Here is a 20,946-nt window from a genome sequence, read left to right on the forward strand (position 1 = left end):
GTTATAGCCGGATGCCTTAAAAGCAGCCTCAAAGATTCCGAAGTGGAATGGAGACATCTGCGGGCAGAGAATGGTGTACTCCTTACGCATCTGCTTGGTAAAGGATATCTTCTCAATGGAAGCCGGCTTGATGTTCCTTTTTTTATTCTGTGCCTGTTTTGCACGGATAGCAGCGATCAGGGAACGGATACGGATCCTTGCCGCACCCAGGTTGTTGACCTCATCGATCTTCAGGCAGGTGTAGATCTTGTCACTTCCATCCAGAATCTCATAAACCTCATCAGTGGTAACGGCATCAAGTCCGCATCCGAAGGAATTCAGCTGGATCAGATCCAGATCCTCTCTTGTTTTTACAAAATTTGCGGCAGAGTAGAGACGGGAGTGATACATCCACTGGTCGTTGACACGGATGGGACGCTCCAGATGTCCAAGGTGTGCAACGGAGTCTTCGGTAAATACGGCGATTCCGTAGCTGTTGATCATATCCGGGATACCGTGGTGGATTTCCGGATCAATATGGTATGGACGGCCTGCAAGAACGATTCCGCGGCGGCCGGTTTCTTTCAGGTACTGCAGGGTTTCTTCACCCTTTTTCTGGATATCCATATGTACGGCTGCAAGTTCTTCCCAGGCCTTATGGGCAGCAGCTTTGACCTCGGCAGCAGGAATATCCTGGAATTCTTCCACAAGGCGGTTTGTCAGGATATCCTCGGAAGTAAATGCCAGGAACGGGTTGCGGAAGGTGATGGATGGATCACTGAGCTCGTCCACATTGTTCTTGATATTTTCCGCATAGGAAGTAACGATCGGGCAGTTATAATGGTTGACCGCATCCGGGAATTCGTTGCGTTCGTAAGGGATGCATGGGTAGAAGATAAATTTCACACCGTTACGGATCAGCCATGTGACATGTCCGTGAGCAAGCTTGGCCGGGTAGCATTCGGATTCACTTGGGATGGATTCGATACCCAGCTCGTAGATCTTACGTGTGGAAGTAGGAGAAAGTACCACCTGGTATTTCAGCTCTGTAAAGAAGGTATACCAGAACGGGTAATTCTCAAACATGTTCAGAACACGTGGGATACCAACCTGTCCACGGGTAGCCTTATCTGCGGAAAGAGGTTCATAGGAAAAAATCCTTTTATATTTGTAATCGAAAAGGTTTGGGATATGATCCTTGTTCTTTTCCTTTCCAAGTCCGCGCTCACAGCGGTTTCCACTGATGTATTTACGGCCGCCGGAGAATTTGTTGATGGTCAGACGACAGTTGTTGGTACATCCGCGGCAGTTTGCCATGGAGGTGGTGTACTGGAGGCTGTTGATCTGATCGATGGAAAGCATGGAGGTTTTTTCACCCTCCTGATAGCGCTCCCTTGCGATCAGAGCAGCACCGAAGGCACCCATGATCCCGGCGATATCCGGGCGGATGGCCTGGCAGTTGGCAATCTTCTCAAAGCTGCGGAGAACTGCGTCATTATAGAAGGTACCACCCTGTACAACGATATGCTTGCCAAGCTCGGAAGCATCGGAAACCTTGATAACCTTGTAGAGGGCGTTTTTGATAACGGAGTAGGCAAGACCAGCGGAGATATCGGAAACCTCAGCGCCTTCCTTCTGGGCCTGCTTAACTTTGGAATTCATAAATACAGTACAGCGTGTTCCAAGATCAATGGGATGTTTTGCAAAAAGAGCTGCTTTTGCAAAGTCCTGTACTGTGTAGTTCAGAGATTTTGCAAAGGTTTCGATAAAGGAACCGCAGCCTGAGGAACATGCCTCGTTGAGCTGTACACTGTCAACAGTCTGGTTACGGATCTTGATACATTTCATATCCTGACCGCCGATATCCAGGATGCAGTCTACTTCAGGATCAAAGAAAGCAGCTGCGTAATAATGGGAAACGGTTTCGACTTCACCTTCGTCAAGAAGAAGTGCCGCTTTGATCAGGGCTTCGCCGTAACCGGTGGAGCAGGAAAAAGCAATTTCTGCATCTTCCGGAAGAAGGCTGTAAATCTCCTTGATGGAGTTGATGGTGGTTTTCAGCGGGTTTCCGTTGTTACTGCTGTAGAAAGAATAAAGAAGAGTTCCGTCTTCGCTTACCAGCGCGGTTTTTGTTGTGGTAGAGCCGGCGTCGATCCCCAGGAAGCATTTTCCCTTATAGGTGGAAAGATCTCCGGTTTTTACCCTGTAGGCACTCTGACGGTCATGGAAAGCCTGGTAGTCGTCCTCTGTGGCAAAAAGCGGCTCCATACGTTCTACCTCAAAATCCAGCTTGATGGTGGTCCGCATGCGTTCCTTCAGTTCGGTCAGGGAAACGGTAACATCCTGCTTTGCATTCAGGGCGGAGCCGATGGCTGCGAACAGATGAGAGTTGTCTGGTGCGATAATATGTTCATCATCCAGCTTCAGGGTTCGGATAAAAGCAGTCTTCAGCTCAGAAAGGAAGTGAAGAGGCCCGCCAAGGAAGGCAACGTGTCCGCGGATCGGTTTACCGCAGGCAAGACCGGAAATGGTCTGGTTGACAACTGCCTGGAAAATGGAGGCAGAAAGGTCTTCCTTAGTTGCTCCGTCGTTGATCAGTGGCTGGATATCTGTTTTTGCGAAAACACCGCAGCGTGCCGCAATGGGATAAAGTGCCTTGTAATGTTTGGCGTATTCATTAAGACCTGGTGCATCGGTCTGGAGCAGAGATGCCATCTGGTCAATGAAGGAACCGGTACCGCCGGCACAGATGCCATTCATACGCTGCTCTACATTTCCGTTTTCGAAATAGATGATTTTGGCATCCTCGCCTCCAAGCTCGATAGCAACATCTGTCTTTGGTGCCAGCTTCTGCAGGGAAGTGGATACGGCGATAACCTCCTGTACAAAAGGTACTTCCAGATGATTGGCAAGTGTCAGTCCGCCGGAACCTGTAATGACCGGACAGAGTGTCAGTTCACCAAGCTGATCCTCAGCTTTCTGAAGAAGATCTGCAAGGGTTTCCTGGATATTTGCAAAATGTCTCTCATAGTCGGAGAAGACAAGCGTATCGTTTTCGTCTAAGATCGCAATCTTAACAGTGGTGGAACCAATGTCAATTCCAAGTGTGTGTTTCTTCATAAAAAATTGATTTCCTCCTCGTTGTATCTATATAGGGGTTGCCCGACTCTGACATTTCTGTCAGATGGGAGTTGTTTCTTCTTATTATAAAGGATTTTTAAGCGAATATTCTATATTATACGATATCGTTTAAAAAATGGCAATGTAAAAGTTTAACAATCAGTAGCCGTAAAGAAAAAAATGTGTTATGATATTGACTAAAAGTTTTGAAAGATATTTGCATCGACAGCTGGTTATGGCGTACCTGTAACGCAGATGCCGGGCAGAGACAACTTTAAAATGTTTTTAGAAGGGAAATGAAATGGCAGAATATAAACTGATCACAACAGAAGGAAGAGCGAAAAGGGGCGAGTTTAAGACGGTCCACGGAACGATCCAGACTCCTGTTTTTATGAATGTAGGAACAATTGCAGCAATTAAAGGTGCAGTTTCCACTGTGGATCTTCATGAGATCGGTACACAGGTAGAGCTGTCCAATACCTATCATCTTCATGTGCGCCCTGGCGACAAGGTGGTAAAGCAGCTGGGAGGTCTTCATGAATTTATGAACTGGGACAGACCGATCCTTACCGATTCCGGCGGATTCCAGGTGTTTTCGCTGGCGAAGCTTCGTAAGATCAAGGAAGAGGGCGTGTATTTTAACTCTCATATCGATGGTCATAAGATTTTTATGGGACCGGAGCAGAGCATGCAGATCCAGTCAAATTTGGCCTCTACCATTGCAATGGCCTTTGATGAGTGCCCAAGCAGTGTGGCAGACAGGGATTATGTACAGAAATCGGTAGCGCGTACAACACGTTGGCTTAAAAGATGCAAGGATGAGATGGCTCGTTTGAACAGTCTGCCGGATACCATTAACAAGAACCAGCTTCTTTTTGGCATTAACCAGGGGGCTGTTTATGAAGATATCCGTATTGAGCATGCCCAGGCTATCGCGGAGATGGATCTGGACGGCTATGCAGTGGGCGGCCTTGCAGTTGGTGAAAGTCATGAGGAGATGTACCGGATCCTGGATGAGGTGGTTCCGCATTTGCCGCAGAACAAGCCGACGTATCTTATGGGGGTTGGTACTCCGGCCAATATCCTGGAGGGGGTTGAGCGTGGTATTGACTTTTTTGACTGTGTATATCCCAGCCGTAACGGCCGTCATGGTCACGTGTATACCAACCATGGCAAGATGAATCTTTTTAATGCAAAGTATGAGCTGGATTCCAAACCGATCGATGAGGAGTGCCAGTGCCCGGCCTGTCGTCATTACAGCAGAGCGTATATCCGTCATCTTCTGAAGGCGAAGGAGATGCTTGGCATGAGGCTTTGTGTTCTGCATAATCTGTATTTCTATAATCATATGATGGAAGAGATCAGAGATGCGCTGGATGCAGGGAATTTTGCGGCTTATAAGAAGATGCGTCTGGAAGGCTTTGAGGAAGGCAGGATCAACGGGAACCGGTAAGTTTTATTTATAAAATTTGTGTAAATTACTTTGATTTTATAAGAAAACTCTTGAAGGTTTTTTGGTTTTTGTGTATGATAGTACGAAGTGACACTTTTAGAGGTCAGTAACGGCGGGGGTACCGCAGATTATTTGTTTTTAGCAGGAGGAATTTGAAATGATCGCATCATCTACAGCGGCAGCTGGCGGACTTAGCGCGGGTCTTGGTATTGTCTGGATCGTAGTTCTGTTTGGAATTATGTATTTTATGATGATCCGTCCGCAGAAGAAGGAGCAGAAGAGAACTCAGACTATGTTGAGCAGCATGGAGGTTGGTGACAGTGTTGTTACTACCAGTGGTTTTTATGGTGTTGTTATTGATATGACTGAGGAAGATGTTATTGTTGAATTTGGTAATAATAAGAATTGCCGTATTCCTATGAGGAAGCAGGCGATTGCTGAGGTTGAGAAGGCTGATCAGGCTTCTGCTTGATGCTTTTTTCGCAATAACTTGAATATGAGAGAGGCACTGCGTTTTTTGTGACGTGGTGTCTTTTTTTGTATTTGTATGTGGACGAACGGACGAACGAACGGATGAAGGGACGCCGGGGAAGGGGATGCTGGCTGGTCTGCGGCTTCGTCGGGGGCTGGCTTCTAGGACGCCGGAAATCTGCTAAAAGCGTTTTTAAAAAGTCCGAACTCGCGGCCTGCTGCCGCTCAGACAGCGGACTTTTGAAAAACAACGCAGATTCCCGCCGTCCAAGAATCAGCTCCCCTCCTGCAGAAGCAGAGCCATCCAGCATCCCCTTCCCCGGCTGGTGCTTCCGGTGAGAAATAGTGTCGTTTGACGGTTGGTTGTGGGTCGTCAGCGCTGCGCTGGACGACTGCAATGGCTGAGTTTGTGTTTGGTTGGGGGGACGGCTGAGGCGCTGCGCTGTCAGCCTGGATTGCTGATGTGCTGGGATTGCGGATGTACTGGGATTGCGGATGTACTGGGATTGCGGATGTGCTGGGATTGCGGATGTGTTGGGATTGCGGATGTGCTGGGATTACTGATGTGCTGGGATTGCTGATGTGCTGAGATTGTGGATATGATGAAATATGACAATTGTAATATTGTATAGAAATAAGTGGATTTTTGGTAAAATTCGTGTAATAATGATGTTACTATCAGAAATGAGAGTGACGATGGCTTTGGAATATCGTAAAATTGTAAATAAGAATGAATTTTCAGAAAGGGGTTGGATTTATGGGTCTTATCAGAGCGGCTGTGGGTGCAGCGGGTGGTACGTTGGCGGATCAGTGGAAGGAGTTTTTTTACTGTGAGGCTATGGATAAAGAAGTGATGGTTGTGAAGGGGACGAAGAGGTCTTCTTCCAGGTCTTCCAATAAGCATGGGAGTGATAATGTTATTTCCAGCGGCAGCGGGATCGCTGTGGCGGATGGTCAGTGTATGATGATCGTGGAGCAGGGAAAGGTTGTTGAGGTTTGTGCGGATCCGGGAGAGTATACGTATGATGCTTCTACGGAGCCGAGTATTTTTTCAGGTAGTCTGGGTGACGGAATCAGGAAGACCTTTGATACGATCGGGAAGAGGTTTGCTTTTGGCGGCGATACGGGTAAGGATCAGAGGGTGTATTATTTTAATACCAAGGAGCTTGTGGATAACAAGTTTGGTACTGCTAATCCGATCCCGTTCCGGGTTGTGGATTCCAGGATCGGGTTGGATGTGGATGTGGCTGTGAGATGTCATGGTGTTTATTCCTACAGGATCGCGGATCCCCTTCTTTTTTATACGAATGTGTGTGGAAATGTAGAGCGGGAGTATACCAGAGAGGAGCTGGACGGACAGCTGAAGGCGGAGTTTATCAGTGCGCTGCAGCCTGCTTTCGGAAGGCTTTCGGAGCTGGAGATGCGTCCGAATCAGATTGTGACTCATAATACGGAGCTGGAGAATGCCATGAATGAGGTGCTTTCTGCCAAGTGGGAGGAGCTTCGTGGGCTTAAGGTGGTCAGTGTGGCACTTGGTTCTGTGACATTGCCGGATGAGGATGCCGAGATGATCAAGCAGGCTCAGCGTACGGCTATGATGCGTGATCCTGCTATGGCTGCGGCTACTCTGACCGGGGCCCAGGCGGATGCTATGAAGGCTGCGGCTTCTAATTCAGCAGGGGCTATGACTGGCTTTATGGGCATGGGTATGGCTGCTAATGCAGGTGGTCTGAATGCTCAGCAGTTGTTTGAGATGGGCCAGAAGCAGCAGGCGCAGCAGCAGAGTGTACAGCAGCAGGCAGCGCAGCCGGTTTCGCCGGTAGGGAACGGAGCAGGGGCTGCGGCTGGTTCCTGGACCTGCAGTTGTGGTGCGGTTTCTTCGGGGAAATTCTGTCCGGAGTGTGGTGCATCGCGTCCGGTGGAGGACAGCTGGACCTGTTCCTGCGGTACGGTGAATAAAGGCAAGTTCTGTATGAACTGCGGAGCGAAGAAACCGGAGAAGAAGATGCAGTATCGCTGCAGCAGGTGCGGATGGGAACCGGCAGATCCGGAGAATCCACCGAAATTCTGCCCGGAGTGCGGTGATCCGTTCGGACCGGAGGATGCAGTATAGATCAGAAAGAGAGATGGTCAGGAGCAAAATGCAGGGTAACTCCTGCCGGTTGTTGGATACAGAATGATGAAGTGAGGTGAATATATGGCGAAGATGCAGGAGTTTAAGTGTCCGTGCTGTGGTGGCTCCATAGAGTTTGACAGTTCTGTGCAGAAGATGAAGTGTCCGTTTTGTGATACGGAGTTTGATGTTGGTACGTTATCGGAATATGCCCAGACTGTGGAGGAAGAGCAGCCTGAGGATATGAGCTGGTCGGATGAGGCCGGCAGTGAGTGGCAGGACGGGGAGAGTGAGGGGCTGCGTACCTATGTGTGCAAGTCCTGTGGCGGTGAGATCGTGGGAGATGCCAACACGGCAGCAACGGCCTGCCCGTTTTGCGGAAGTCCGGTGGTAATGACCGGGCAGCTGTCCGGTGCACTGAAGCCGGATTATGTGATCCCGTTTAAGCTGGACAAGAAAGCGGCAAAGGAGAGGCTGAAAAAGCATCTTACCGGTAAGAGGCTTTTGCCGAAAGCATTTAAGTCAGAGAATCATATCAGCGAGGTTAAGGGCATCTACGTTCCGTTTTGGCTGTATGACACAGACGCAGATGCAGATATCCGTTACCGTGCAACAAAGACCCGGTTCTGGAGCGATAGTGATTATGATTATACGGAGACCAGCTATTATGCAGTACACAGAAGTGGTTCTCTTGGTTTTGATCATGTACCGGTGGATGGCTCTGCCAGCATGGAAAATGATCTGATGGAGTCTATAGAGCCTTTTGATTTCAAAGAAGCGGTGGATTTTCAGACTGCGTATCTGGCTGGATATTTTGCAGATAAATATGATGTGACAGCGAGCGAGTGTGAGGAACGTGCCAATGAGCGTATCCGCCGCAGCACAGAGGCTGCATTCCGGGATACGGTGAGAGGATACGCCAGTGTGGCACCGGAGAATACCAGTATCCGGCTTCATAACGGGACAACGAAATATGCGTTATATCCCGTATGGATCCTGCAGACGAAGTGGAAGGGTGATAATTACATATTTGCCATGAATGGTCAGACAGGGAAATTTGTGGGAAATCTGCCTACAGACAAGAACGCTTTTGCACGATGGTTCCTGGGAACAACGGGGGTCGTGGGTGTGATCACTTATATTATCCTGTATCTGATCTGGGCTTTGTAGGGAGGTGGATGCCATGAAAAAAAGAATATCTGTATTTTTGATATCGATCCTTTTGTGTCTGGCATGTGCTTTTCCAGTATGGGCAGGCACCGTAAGCCGTCTGGATGACCAGGCGGGCCTTCTGGATGCAGAGCAGCAGGAGAGCCTGAGCAGTACTCTGGATGAGATCAGTGAGCGAGATCAGGTAGATGTTGTGGTCGTTACCGTTAACAGTCTTGAGGGAAAAACGGCCCAGGCGTATGCGGAGGATTATTTTATTGACCATGGATATGGACAGGGGGAAAATGGTGACGGTATTTTATTCCTGTTGGATATGGGAGACCGTAACTGGGCCATTGCAACACACGGATATGCGATAGAAGTGTTTACGGATGCCGGACAGTCCTACATCATGGATCAGGTGAAGCCTTATTTAAGTGACGGTGATTATAACGAAGCGTTTCATAAGTTTGCCACGGAATGCGATGATTTTATCACGCAGGCAGATGAGGCAGAGCCATACGATGTGGAAAACCTTCCAGATGAGCCTTTTGCGGTTGGGATAAACCTGCTGATCGCTCTTGCTGTGGGGCTTGTGGCAGGATTACTGGTGACCGGAAATATGAGAAGAAAGCTGAAAACTGTGCGAAAACAGGATCGGGCGGCTTCTTATGTGCGGCAGGGCAGTATGAATGTGACCAGAAGTAATGATTTTTACCTCTACAGTACGGTATCAAAATCCGCAAAACCGAAAAATGAGGATAATAACGGTGGTTCCAGCACCCATACCTCATCTTCCGGTGATACCTTCGGTGGTTCCAGCGGGAAATTCTGAGAAGATCATCAGGAAAAACAGAATATGATAAAAAAAGAAAGACTGCTGTACCGGAATGGTAGGGCAGTTTTTCTTTTTTCTGTGTGCGAAAGTATGTCTCTGTGGCGGCAGAAACAGGGAATTGCCGTTTATTTTTTGCATTCCGGAAATAACTTTATCTATTTAATAGGTTGAAATCCGTCGAAAAGTGCGTTATGATAATAACAATTATCCACACCAGTGCGTTAAAATTTTACAGCACAGGGGAAATCGGAGGAGTGAATAAAATGGAGTACAAGATTGCCCTGATTCCGGGAGACGGAATCGGTCCGGAGATTGTTGCCGAGGCCAAAAAAGTTTTAGACAGAGTATGTGAGAAATACAGTCATAAATTTTCATACACAGAGGTTCTTTTAGGAGGGGCATCCATTGATGCTCACGGAGTACCTCTTACAGAGGAAGCCATTGCCCAGGCAAAAGCTTCTGATGCAGTACTGATGGGTTCCATTGGCGGTGATGCCAAGACATCCCCGTGGTACAAGCTGGAGCCGTCCAAACGCCCGGAGGCAGGTCTTCTTGCGATACGTAAGGCGTTGAACCTGTTTGCAAACCTTCGTCCGGCTTATCTTTACAATGAGCTTCGTGATGCCTGCCCGCTCCGTGATGAGATCATCGGAGATGGTTTTGACATGATCATCGTAAGAGAGCTTACAGGAGGTCTTTATTTCGGAGCAAGAAAGACTACTGAGGAGAACGGAGTCCGCACAGCGGTAGATACTCTTTCTTATAATGAGAATGAGATCCGCCGTATTGCCATTAAGGCATTTGAGATCGCACGTAAGAGAAGAAATAAGGTTACAAGTGTAGATAAAGCCAATGTTCTTGATTCTTCCAGACTCTGGAGAAGTGTAGTGGAGGATGTGGCAAAGGATTATCCGGATGTAACACTGGAGCATATGCTGGTTGATAACTGTGCAATGCAGTTGGTACGTGATCCGAAGCAGTTTGATGTTATCCTTACAGAAAACATGTTTGGAGATATCCTCTCTGATGAGGCAAGTATGGTGACCGGTTCCATCGGAATGCTTTCCTCCGCAAGCTTAAATGAGACAAAGCTTGGTCTCTATGAGCCGAGCCATGGTTCTGCACCGGATATCGCAGGCCAGAACAAGGCAAACCCCATCGCAACCATTCTTTCCGCTGCCATGATGCTGAGATATTCTCTGGATCTTGATAAAGAAGCAGATGCTGTGGAAACAGCAGTACAGAAGGTTCTTACAGAGGGTTACAGAACAGGAGATATCATGTCTGACGGATGCAAGCTTGTCGGAACCAGAGAGATGGGCGATCTGATCGCAGATGCCATTGCATAAATAAAGCGGGACAGAAAGAAGAAAACGAAACAGAACAGAAAGAACCGGTACCTGGAAGAGGAAGTCTATAAACAGATACCGGATCCTATCGTAAAGAATAAAAAGGAGAGACCTTAAAAATGAAAAGTGATACCGTAAGAAAAGGCACACAGCAGGCACCACATCGTTCCCTGTTCAATGCCCTTGGAATGACAAAGGAAGAAATGGACAAACCACTGGTAGGAATCGTAAGCTCTTATAACGAGATCGTACCGGGACATATGAACCTTGACAAAATTGTAAATGCTGTAAAGCTCGGCGTTGCAATGGCTGGCGGCACACCGGTTGTATTTCCGGCGATCGCAGTATGTGACGGAATCGCAATGGGACACGTTGGCATGAAATATTCCCTTGTAACACGTGACCTGATCGCAGATTCCACAGAGGCCATGGCACTGGCTCATCAGTTCGATGCCCTGGTCATGGTTCCCAACTGTGACAAAAACGTACCTGGCCTTCTGATGGCAGCAGCAAGGATCAACGTTCCTACTGTATTCGTAAGTGGCGGCCCGATGCTTGCCGGCCATGTAAAAGGACACAAAACAAGTCTTTCCAGTATGTTTGAGGCAGTAGGATCCTATGCAGCAGGAACCATCACAGCAGATGATCTGGAAGAATTCGAGAATAAAACCTGCCCGACCTGCGGATCATGTTCCGGTATGTACACTGCGAACAGCATGAACTGCCTGACAGAGGTTCTCGGTATGGGACTGAAAGGAAACGGTACCATCCCGGCAGTATACTCTGAACGTATCCGTCTTGCAAAGCATGCAGGAATGCAGGTAATGGAAATGTACAGAAGGAACATCCGCCCAAGAGACATTATGACAAAAGAGGCAGTTTTAAATGCACTTACAGTAGATATGGCACTTGGATGCTCCACAAACAGTATGCTTCATCTTCCGGCTATCGCACATGAGATCGGAATGGACTTTGATATCAGCTTTGCAAATGAGATCAGTGAGAAGACTCCGAACCTTTGCCACCTTGCACCGGCAGGCCCGACCTACATGGAAGACCTTAATGAGGCCGGCGGTGTCTATGCGGTCATGAATGAGCTGAATAAGCTGGGACTTCTCCATACAGAGTGTATGACAGTAACCGGAAAAACAGTAGGTGAGAATATCAAAAACTGTGTAAACCTGAATCCGGAGGTTATCCGCCCTATCGACAATCCGTATACAAAGACAGGCGGACTTGCCGTACTGAAAGGAAACCTTGCACCGGATGGTGGCGTTGTAAAACGTTCTGCAGTTGTACCGGAGATGCTGGTACATGAAGGTCCTGCACGTGTATTTGACAGCGAGGATGACGCAATTGTTGCCATCAAGAGCGGTAAGATCGTAGAGGGAGATGTTGTGGTTATCCGCTATGAGGGACCAAAGGGTGGCCCTGGAATGAGAGAGATGCTGAACCCTACATCTGCCATCGTGGGAATGGGACTTGGTTCTTCTGTAGCCCTGATCACCGACGGACGTTTCAGCGGTGCATCCAGAGGAGCCGCTATCGGACACGTATCACCGGAGGCAGCAGTAGGCGGCCCGATCGCACTGGTTGAGGAAGGCGATATCATCAGCATCAATATTCCGGAGCTGAAACTGGAGATCAAGGTTTCAGATGAAGAGATGCAGGCTAGAAGAGAAAAATGGCAGCCAAGAGAGCCGAAGGTGACAACCGGATATCTGGCAAGATACGCTTCCATGGTAACATCCGGAAACCGTGGTGCGATCCTGGAAGTACCGAAAGCAAAATAAGGAGGAACGAAAGATATGCAGCTTACAGGTGCAGAGATCATCGTAGAATGTCTGAAGGAACAGGGCGTTGATACCGTATTTGGATATCCGGGCGGCGCGATTCTGAATGTTTACGATGCCTTATATGAATACAAAGATGAGATCACACATGTACTGACCTCCCACGAGCAGGGTGCATCCCATGCTGCTGACGGTTATGCAAGAGCGACTGGAAAGGTGGGTGTCTGCCTGGCAACCTCCGGTCCAGGAGCAACTAACCTGGTAACAGGGATCGCGACTGCATACATGGATTCCGTACCGATGGTAGCCATTACTGCAAACGTAGGAAGACCACTCCTGGGAAGAGATTCTTTCCAGGAGGTTGATATCGCAGGTATCGTAATGCCTGTAACAAAATACAGTTTCATCGTAAAGAATATCGAAGATCTTGCAGATACGTTAAGAAGAGCATTTTATATTGCAAAAAGCGGAAGACCCGGCCCGGTGCTTGTGGATGTCCCGAAGGATATCACAGGAATGAAATATGAATATGAGCCATGCCCTCCGGCTACGGTTAACCGTGAGATCAAAAGTATCCGTAAAGAAGATATTGATCAGGCACTGGAAATGATCAGAGAGGCAGAGAAACCGTTTATTTTTGTTGGCGGCGGATGTGTGATCTCTGGTGCTGACCAGGAAGTACGTGAGCTGGCTCGCAGGATCCAGGCTCCTGTCTGCGATACTCTGATGGGCAAGGGTACCTTCCCGGGAGAAGATCCTCTCTATACAGGTATGGTAGGTATGCACGGAACCAAGACTTCCGATCTTGGCGTAACAGAGTGCGATCTTCTTATTGTTCTCGGTGCACGCTTCAGTGACCGTGTAACAGGAAATACCAAAACTTTTGCACATAATGCAAAAATCCTTCAGATCGATGTGGATGCTGCGGAGATCAATAAAAATATCAAAGTGGATGCCAGTGTGATCGGTGATGTGAAGGAAGTGCTGAAACGCCTTCTGGAGGAAATTCCGAAGAAAGAACATCCGGAGTGGATCGCACATATCCAGGAATTGAAATCAAAATATCCGCTGAATTATGATCACACACAGCTTACAGGTCCGTATATTATAGAGAAGCTTTATGAGTTGACCAACGGTGATGCGATCATCTCCACAGATGTTGGACAGCATCAGATGTGGGCGGCGCAGTATTATAAATACAAAGAGCCGAGAACTCTTCTTACTTCCGGCGGACTTGGAACCATGGGCTATGGCCTTGGCGCTGCAATTGGCGCGAAGATGGGCAGACCGGAAAAAACAGTTGTAAATATAGCAGGTGACGGATGCTTCCGTATGAATATGAATGAGCTGGCAACAGCTGCACGCTGTGGCAGACAGCTGATCCAGATTGTTATGAACAATCATGTACTGGGAATGGTGCGTCAGTGGCAGACGCTTTTCTATGGAAAGAGGTACTCTTCCACAGTACTGGATGACGCCGTTGATTTTGTGAAATTATCAGAGGCGCTGGGTGCAAAAGCCATTCGTGTGACAAAGATGGAGGATGTGGAGCCTGCACTTAAGATGGCACTGGCAGCAGAGGGACCTGTCGTTCTGGATTGCTGGATCGATCAGGATCTGAGTGTGTTCCCGATGGTACCGGCTGGTGCGAACCTTGATGATGTATTTGACGAGGAGGATATGAAGAAACATGAGTAGAGTGTATAATTTTTCTGCCGGACCGGCAGTGCTTCCAGAGGAAGTACTCAAAGAAGTAGCGGATGAGATGATGGATTATAACGGCACAGGAATGTCTGTTATGGAAATGAGCCACAGAAGTGCAGCTTTTCAGGAGATCATTGATACTGCAGAGAAAGATCTTCGCGAGCTTATGAACATTCCGGATAACTACAAGGTACTTTTCCTTCAGGGAGGAGCATCCCAGCAGTTTGCCATGATCCCGATGAACCTTATGAAAAACAAGGTCGCAGATTATATCGTAACAGGACAGTGGGCAAAAAAAGCTTATCAGGAAGCTCAGAAATACGGAAAAGCAAACAAGATCGCATCTTCTGAAGATAAAACCTTCAGCTATATCCCGGACTGCAGTGATCTGCCGATCAGCCCGGATGCAGACTACGTATACATCTGTGAGAACAACACCATTTACGGCACAAAATTCAAAAAACTTCCAAACACAAAAGGTAAGACTCTGGTAGCAGATGTATCCTCCTGCTTCCTGTCTGAGCCGGTGGATGTAAGCAAATATGGTATTATCTATGGCGGTGTTCAGAAGAACATCGGACCGGCAGGTATGGTTATCGTGATCATCCGTGAGGACCTGATCACAGAGGATGTTCTTCCGGGAACCCCAACCATGCTTACTTATAAGACACATGCAGACGCAGGCTCTCTTTACAATACGCCGAATGCTTACTGCATCTATGTATGCGGAAAAGTATTTAAATGGCTGAAGAAGATGGGCGGTCTGGAAGTGATGAAACAGCGCAATGAGGAAAAAGCAAAAATCCTTTATGATTACCTGGATTCCAGCAAGCTGTTCAAAGGAACTGTAGTTCCGGAAGACAGATCTCTTATGAATGTACCGTTCGTAACTGGTGACAAGGAAATGGATGCCAAGTTTGTCAAAGAGGCAACTGAAGCAGGACTTGTAAACCTGAAAGGACACCGTACTGTTGGCGGAATGCGTGCCAGCATCTACAATGCCATGCCAAAGGCCGGCGTAGAGGCACTGGTTGCATTCATGAAAAAATTCGAGGAGGAGAATGCATAATGTTCCAGTATCATTGCCTGAATCCTATCGCTGAAAAAGGTCTGAAACTTTTTGGCGATAATTATAAAAAAACAGAGACCGCTGACCAGTGTGATGCAATCCTTGTAAGAAGTGCAAAAATGCACGACATGGAGCTGCCGAAGAGCGTTTGCGCAGTTGCACGTGCAGGTGCAGGCGTCAATAATATTCCGGTTAAGGAGTATGCAGAGAAGGGTGTTGTTGTATTCAACACGCCTGGAGCTAACGCAAACGGCGTAAAAGAGCTGGTACTTGCAGGTATGCTCCTTGCATCCAGAGATATCGTAGGAGGTATCGAGTGGGTTGCACAGGAGAAAGATAAAGAGCACATTGGCAAGCTTGCCGAGAAGCAGAAAAAACAGTTCGCAGGATGCGAGATCAGCGGCAAAAAGCTTGGTATCATCGGTCTTGGAGCCATTGGAGCCATGGTGGCAAACGCAGCATGCGGTCTTGGCATGGAAGTATATGGCTATGACCCATATCTTTCTATTGATGCGGCATGGAACCTGTCCAGAACCATCAAGCACAGCAAGAGCCTGGATGAGATCTACAGCCAGTGCGATTATATCACCATTCATGTGCCGCTTCTTGACAGCACTAAGAAGATGATCAACAAAGAAGCTTTCGATAAGATGAAGGACGGCGTAGTTCTTCTGAATTTTGCAAGAGATCTTCTTGTTGATGAGGATGCGCTGATCGAGGCTGTTGAGAGTGGCAAGGTTAAGAAGTATGTAACTGACTTTGCAAATGAGACAGTTGCAGGACGCGAGGGTATTCTGGTAACTCCGCATCTTGGTGCGTCTACAGAGGAATCTGAAGAAAACTGTGCAGAGATGGCTGTAAAGGAGATCCGCGATTACCTTGAGAATGGTAATATCAAAAATTCAGTTAATTATCCGAACTGTGATATGGGTACCTGTGTGGCTGTTGGAAGAATCTCTCTTGCGCACAGCAACACACCGAATATGATCAGTCAGGTTACCAAGATCCTTGGATCTGAGGGACTGAATATTGCGGATATGACGAATAAGAGTAAAGGGGAGTTTGCTTATACTCTTATTGATCTTGAGAGTGCGGCGTCTGCTAAGGCGTTGGATGAACTCAAGGAGATTGAGGGAATGTATAGGGTGCGTGTTGTTAAGTAAAGTAACAAGAGGTTAGAAATACTTTTTTTTAAATACTGTGTGGCGTTTGCTTTTTTTGGCGAATGGCGCACAGTATTTTTTTGAGGAAAAAAGGAAAACCGCAAAGGGGCCGCAAAGCCGCGGCCCCTCTGCACACCCCTCGGGCTTTTTTTAGGAGTGCTTGGTTGTGGAGGACGGGAGTTTTGTTGACTTGTGTCTGTATGCGACGGTGCTGGGAACGAAAGTCTGAGCCGATGGAGGAGAACGGCCTGAAGGGGTTGTTGAGAGTGAAAAAGTCTTGAGGCCGTTATAGGTATGTGACGGTATTGGATGTGGAAGGTTGAGCTGAGAGTGAGGGTGGGAGGGCGTTGGCAGGTCTCGATGTGCGGGGCACATCTGCGGATTTTTTGGAATAATATAGAAGTGAATTTGAGGGGGAAATATATCAAATGCAGATATATCAAATGATCAAATGTAAATATATCAAATGATCAAATGTAAATATATCAAATGATCAAATGTAAATATATCAAATGCAAATATATTAAGTGTAAATATATCAAATGCAAATATATCAAATGCAAATATATTAAGTGTAAATATATCAAATGCGAATATATTAAATGTAAATATATCAAATACAAATATAATGTGCAAATATAATATGCGTAATGATATTGGCTGTAAATTTTTATACGATAAGACATTAATAAAAATATATGATATAACAGGGAAAATATGTAGAACACACAACAATTGGCGGATAGGCGCGAAGCGCTGTTTCCGCGGTACGTGCCCGGAAAGAGGGGGTGCAGGGGGAGAAAAACGGGCTTCGTAACTTTGAGTGCTTTCTCCCCCTGCGGTGTTTTCTCAGCTTTTCAAAGCCAATAAACAAAAAAATAATTCAATAAAAGAAAAACATACACTACTTGCGGGATGCAATGAAGTCAAGAACTTCATCTCTTTCAGGCATTACGCGGAGTGCTCCCTTCTTTGTTGTGATGAGAGAAGCTGCTGCATTTGCAAAAGTAAGCAGCTCTGCAAGGTTTTCGTCAGTGAGATCCTCAAGACCGTGTTCCAGCACATAATTCAGGGTGCTTGCACAGAAGGTGTCTCCTGCACCGGTGGTTTCAATGGTTTTTTCCTGAAGGAAAGGAGCAGCCTCGACCTTCCGTCCGCGATAATAAGCGCGGCTTCCGTCTTTTCCCATTGTGATCAGCACAAGCGGGATATGATATTTTTCTTCGATAAGGGCAGCACCCTTGTCATAATCTGTTGTATCAAAAAGAAATTCCACTTCATTATCAGAAATCTTCAGTACATCACAGCGTTCCATGCCGTATTCGATCTCTTTGCGGGCATCGTTCAGATCCTTCCAGAGTGGAGGGCGTAAGTTCGGGTCAAAGGTGATGATGCATCCGGCTTCTTTTGCCACGTCAAGAGCATAGCGGGTTGCTTCACGGACACCCTCATGTGTGGAAGAAAGCGTGCCGAAATGGAAGATCCTGGAATTGCGGATCAGATCGGCATCTACCTCATCCTTTGTCAGCATCATATCTGCACCTGGATTACGGTAGAAAGAAAAATCACGGTCTCCGTCCGGGTAAGTATGTACAAAAGCAAGGGTAGTGTGAATTTCATCGTCCATGACAAGATTTCTGGTATCAATGCCGCATTCTTCTACGGCAGCCTTCAGCTGCTTGCCGAACATGTCGTTTCCGACCTTTCCGATAAATGCAGTTTTTTTGCCAAGACGGTTCAGCATGGCAAGAACGTTACAGGGAGCTCCGCCCGGGTTTGCCTCGAAAGTAGGGTTTCCTTGGGAACTGTCACCGTTTTCTGTGAAGTCGATCAGAAGCTCGCCGAGAGCTGTTACATCATACTGTCTGTTTTCCATTGATGATTCCTCCTGATAAGTTATTTGTTTCATATTCTGCTTCATATTATAATCGTTACACATGATTTTGGGAAGAACCAAATCGAATTATTTTCTGTTCTGTTACCGGTTACTTGTGGTGCTTTTTGCGAAGATTAGAACTGTTATCTTTATTTTTCTGTAAAATGGTGGTAAACTTAGTCTATAAAACAACAAATATGATGGAGGAGACGATTATGGCTGATAAAGCGTATGAATATATGGATTGGCCCCGGATCGAGGCGATCGTTTATGGGGAGGAGGCATCACCTCGTGATGTGATGCAGCCAAGGGTAACAGAGGATGGCGTTCTGATCCAGGGATTTTTTCCGGGAGCGGATGCTGCAGAGGTTGTTGTAGGGGAAAAGAGTTATCCGATGATCCTGGAAGATGAGGCTGGTTATTATGCTGTAATGCTTCCACTGAAAAGGATTCCGGAATATCGTTTCCGTGTGATAAGAGGAAGCAGGAAAGAGACTTTTTACGATGCGTATGAATGTCCATGCCAGATCACGGAAGAGGAGGAACGAGCTTTTTGTGCCGGTGTCTATTACAAGGCATATGAGAAGCTGGGAGCGCATCCGGGGACCTGTGGCGAGGTAGAAGGAACATATTTTGCTGTCTGGGCACCCAATGCAATCCGTGTCAGTGTGGTCGGTGATTTTGACAGGTGGGATGGAAGGCGTCTTCCGATGCATCGGATGCCAATGTCCGGAATTTTTGAGATTTTTGTTCCAGGTGTACAGGCAGGGGCCTCTTACCAGTATGAGATCAAGATCAAAGGCGGCAATGTACAGCGGAAGTCTGATCCTTACGGAAATGGAACCCAGGGAGCGCCGTCTGTGATTTCTGTTGTAACAGAGCTGGGGGAGTTTTTATGGCAGGATGAAGCGTGGATGAAGGAACGTGAAAGGTTTGCCAGCCGTGAAGTTCCGGTTTCCATTTATGAAACGGATGTAACAGAGTGGAAAAACAGTGGTGAATTGGTGGAGTTTCTGAAGGAAACCGGTTATACGCATGTAGAATTTCATCCGGTGATGGAGTATCTTGACCGAAGTTCAGGAGGATATTCTACGTCTGCGTATTATGCTGTGACTACCCGTTTTGGGACTGCGGCAGATTTCCGGACACTGGTAGAGGATTTTCATCAGGCAGGGATTGGCGTGATCCTGGACTGGACACCGGCTCAGTTTCCGCGGTTTGATGCAGGGCTTGAGAAATTTGACGGAACTCCTCTTTATGAAGTACAGGATCCGGCTATGGCCGTTCATCCGATGTGGGGCACCATGCTTTATAATTACGGAAGTCCTATGGTCAAAGATTTTCTTATTTCCAATGCGTTTTTCTGGCTGGATGAATTTCATGTGGACGGATTTCGGATGGATGATGTAGATGCGATGCTGTATCTGGATTTTGGAAGAGAGGCGGGACAGTGGACGGCTAATCTTTATAGTTCCAATGAGAACCTTCAGGCAATGGAGTTTCTGAAGCATCTGAATTCTATTGTGAAGAAGCAGTATCCGGGGATTCTTCTGATCGCACAGGAGGATGGTTTATGGCCGCAGCTTACAGACAGTGTGGAGAATGATCATCTGGGGTTTGACTATAAATGGAGTGGTGGCTGGACAAAGGATCTTCTCTCTTACCTGGAAGCAGAGCCTTTGGACAGACGAAATTATTATGATCAGCTGACGCTTTCCATGATGTATGCATATAGTGAGCATTATGTACTGACTCTGGGGAAGAGAGATGTGGGCACGTTAAAAGAGTTTCTGGAGAAGCTTCCGGGATCTTCAAGGCAGAAGGATGCTCAGCTGCGTGCTGCGTATGGCTATCTGATGCTTCATCCGGGTGTGAAGATGACTGCGCCGGATGGGGATGTGGGGCCGGAAATGAGGGCGTATCTGCATGATCTGAATGAACTTTACAGGAATCATCCGGCGTTGTATGCAATGGATGGTAATTCGGATGGGTTTGAGTGGATCCAGTTTACCAGCTATGATGAGAATGTGGTTGCGTTTCTTCGTAAGACGGAAAAGCCGGAAGAAACGATTCTTGCGGTGTGTAATTTTTCACCGGTATCTTATGACAGTTACCGGGTTGGTGTGCCTTTTGCGGGGAAATATAAGGAAATTTTCAACAGTGACAGTGAAAAGTTTGGCGGACAGGGTGTGGTGAACGCACGGGCGAAAGCGGCTATTCATATGGAGTGTGATAACAGGGAATTTTCTTTGAAGCTGAAGCTTCCGGCTTATGGTGTGACGGTATTTGGGTGTACACCGGAGAAGGTGGATGTGAAGAAAAGCTCTGTAAAGAAAGGAAATGTGAAAAAGACTGCGGGGAAAAGCAGGGGAAAGCGTATGGATAAGGCGAAAATGACGGTGGTTGAAAAATCTGTGGCTGTAAAGGATGCGGTAAAGGTTGTGAAACGGGTGGCTTCTCGCAGGAAGGGGGCTTCCGGGGATGAGTGATGGTTTGTGAATTAAATGGGAATATGGTTGGGGGTGATTGGAGGGTAAGGATTTGAGTGGATTGTAGGAAAAAGTGCTTGCATTTTTTGTAAAATACGGTATAATATCAGTTGTGTTTAGCACAAGCTGGAATAGCTCAGTCGGTAGAGCACTTCACTCGTAATGAAGGGGTCGTGAGTTCGAGTCTCATTTCCAGCTTATATATGACTGATAGGAGTCCGGTGTCTTTGGAATATGAAGATGCCGGGCTTTTTTTGTGTGTATGGATGTGGTTGAGGGACGCCAGAGGAAGGTGGCATCGCTCCGGGCAGGGACTCCGTCGGGGGATACTACTAGGGCTCCGTGAGACGGCTAAAAGCATTGCGGCAGGGCCAGAACTC

Annotated in this window: 13 protein-coding genes and 1 tRNA gene; 12 read left to right on the forward strand and 2 right to left on the reverse strand. The window is 47.3% G+C overall.

Going from position 1 to position 20,946, the window contains the following annotated elements; all coding sequences use genetic code 11:
* A partial coding sequence (locus AB5026_RS16300; RefSeq protein WP_368213854.1) for an acyl-CoA dehydratase activase-related protein occupies positions 1-3,099 on the reverse strand: 3,099 nt, incomplete at its 3' end.
* Positions 3,100-3,400: 301 nt separating this feature from the next.
* On the opposite strand from AB5026_RS16300, the gene tgt reads away from it, so the two are divergent.
* From tgt to AB5026_RS16350, 10 genes are all read left to right on the forward strand, one after another.
* Positions 3,401-4,552 (forward strand): tRNA guanosine(34) transglycosylase Tgt, encoded by a 1,152-nt coding sequence (gene tgt / locus AB5026_RS16305; protein ID WP_118752983.1) that lies wholly within the window; start codon positions 3,401-3,403, stop codon positions 4,550-4,552.
* Positions 4,553-4,709: 157 nt separating this feature from the next.
* Complete coding sequence (yajC, locus tag AB5026_RS16310; protein WP_368213856.1) at positions 4,710-5,024, forward strand: preprotein translocase subunit YajC; 315 nt, start codon at positions 4,710-4,712, stop codon at positions 5,022-5,024.
* A gap of 756 nt (positions 5,025-5,780) precedes the next feature.
* Positions 5,781-7,136, forward strand: coding sequence for an SPFH domain-containing protein (locus tag AB5026_RS16315; protein ID WP_368213857.1), 1,356 nt, complete (start codon positions 5,781-5,783; stop codon positions 7,134-7,136).
* A gap of 84 nt (positions 7,137-7,220) precedes the next feature.
* Positions 7,221-8,306 carry a hypothetical protein gene (locus tag AB5026_RS16320; protein WP_118608317.1) on the forward strand — a complete coding sequence of 362 codons (1,086 nt, stop codon included), beginning with the start codon at positions 7,221-7,223 and terminating at the stop codon, positions 8,304-8,306.
* 13 nt (positions 8,307-8,319) lie between these two features.
* Positions 8,320-9,120 (forward strand): YgcG family protein, encoded by an 801-nt coding sequence (locus tag AB5026_RS16325; protein WP_021651410.1) that lies wholly within the window; start codon positions 8,320-8,322, stop codon positions 9,118-9,120.
* A gap of 266 nt (positions 9,121-9,386) precedes the next feature.
* Complete coding sequence (gene leuB / locus AB5026_RS16330; protein ID WP_044961505.1) at positions 9,387-10,472, forward strand: 3-isopropylmalate dehydrogenase; 1,086 nt, start codon at positions 9,387-9,389, stop codon at positions 10,470-10,472.
* Positions 10,473-10,591: 119 nt separating this feature from the next.
* Positions 10,592-12,265 carry a dihydroxy-acid dehydratase gene (gene ilvD / locus AB5026_RS16335; protein ID WP_092068317.1) on the forward strand — a complete coding sequence of 558 codons (1,674 nt, stop codon included), beginning with the start codon at positions 10,592-10,594 and terminating at the stop codon, positions 12,263-12,265.
* Positions 12,266-12,280: 15 nt separating this feature from the next.
* Positions 12,281-13,963 (forward strand): biosynthetic-type acetolactate synthase large subunit, encoded by a 1,683-nt coding sequence (ilvB, locus tag AB5026_RS16340; RefSeq protein ID WP_118608316.1) that lies wholly within the window; start codon positions 12,281-12,283, stop codon positions 13,961-13,963.
* The gene (gene serC, locus AB5026_RS16345; protein ID WP_015527147.1) at positions 13,956-15,038 is read left to right on the forward strand and encodes a 3-phosphoserine/phosphohydroxythreonine transaminase; all 1,083 of its coding nucleotides are present in this window, start codon (positions 13,956-13,958) and stop codon (positions 15,036-15,038) included. Before ilvB ends, serC begins: the two co-directional genes overlap by 8 nt.
* The gene (locus AB5026_RS16350) at positions 15,038-16,201 is read left to right on the forward strand and encodes a phosphoglycerate dehydrogenase (RefSeq protein ID WP_021651414.1); all 1,164 of its coding nucleotides are present in this window, start codon (positions 15,038-15,040) and stop codon (positions 16,199-16,201) included. The genes serC and AB5026_RS16350 overlap by 1 nt, the downstream gene beginning before the upstream one ends.
* A 904-nt stretch (positions 16,202-17,105) precedes the next feature.
* On the opposite strand, the gene AB5026_RS16355 is transcribed toward AB5026_RS16350, so the two are convergent.
* On the reverse strand, positions 17,106-18,077 hold the full coding sequence (locus AB5026_RS16355) for a carbohydrate kinase (RefSeq protein WP_022427213.1): 972 nt from the start codon (positions 18,075-18,077) through the stop codon (positions 17,106-17,108).
* Between the two features lie 215 nt (positions 18,078-18,292).
* Between AB5026_RS16355 and glgB the strand changes: the two genes are divergently transcribed.
* Together glgB and AB5026_RS16365 are read left to right on the forward strand one after the other, a co-directional pair.
* Complete coding sequence (gene glgB, locus AB5026_RS16360; protein ID WP_368213860.1) at positions 18,293-20,566, forward strand: 1,4-alpha-glucan branching enzyme; 2,274 nt, start codon at positions 18,293-18,295, stop codon at positions 20,564-20,566.
* A gap of 125 nt (positions 20,567-20,691) precedes the next feature.
* Positions 20,692-20,764, forward strand: a tRNA-Thr gene (locus AB5026_RS16365).
* Positions 20,765-20,946: the final 182 nt, after the last annotated feature.

The organism is Blautia sp. RTP21359st1_E11_RTP21359_211015 (assembly GCF_040910705.1).
GTDB lineage: Bacteria > Bacillota > Clostridia > Lachnospirales > Lachnospiraceae > Blautia_A > Blautia_A fusiformis.

Excerpts from the sequence above, each read along its gene's own strand:
- yajC (WP_368213856.1), top strand. The coding sequence starts at position 4,710 with ATGATCGCATCATCTACAGCGGCAGCTGGCGGACTTAGCGCGGGTCTT.
- AB5026_RS16320 (WP_118608317.1), top strand. The coding sequence starts at position 7,221 with ATGGCGAAGATGCAGGAGTTTAAGTGTCCGTGCTGTGGTGGCTCCATA.
- ilvD (WP_092068317.1), top strand. The coding sequence starts at position 10,592 with ATGAAAAGTGATACCGTAAGAAAAGGCACACAGCAGGCACCACATCGT.
- ilvB (WP_118608316.1), top strand. The coding sequence starts at position 12,281 with ATGCAGCTTACAGGTGCAGAGATCATCGTAGAATGTCTGAAGGAACAG.
- glgB (WP_368213860.1), top strand. The coding sequence starts at position 18,293 with ATGGCTGATAAAGCGTATGAATATATGGATTGGCCCCGGATCGAGGCG.
- AB5026_RS16355 (WP_022427213.1), bottom strand. The coding sequence starts at position 18,077 with ATGGAAAACAGACAGTATGATGTAACAGCTCTCGGCGAGCTTCTGATC.
- tgt (WP_118752983.1), top strand. The coding sequence starts at position 3,401 with ATGGCAGAATATAAACTGATCACAACAGAAGGAAGAGCGAAAAGGGGC.
- leuB (WP_044961505.1), top strand. The coding sequence starts at position 9,387 with ATGGAGTACAAGATTGCCCTGATTCCGGGAGACGGAATCGGTCCGGAG.
- AB5026_RS16350 (WP_021651414.1), top strand. The coding sequence starts at position 15,038 with ATGTTCCAGTATCATTGCCTGAATCCTATCGCTGAAAAAGGTCTGAAA.
- serC (WP_015527147.1), top strand. The coding sequence starts at position 13,956 with ATGAGTAGAGTGTATAATTTTTCTGCCGGACCGGCAGTGCTTCCAGAG.
- AB5026_RS16325 (WP_021651410.1), top strand. The coding sequence starts at position 8,320 with ATGAAAAAAAGAATATCTGTATTTTTGATATCGATCCTTTTGTGTCTG.
- AB5026_RS16315 (WP_368213857.1), top strand. The coding sequence starts at position 5,781 with ATGGGTCTTATCAGAGCGGCTGTGGGTGCAGCGGGTGGTACGTTGGCG.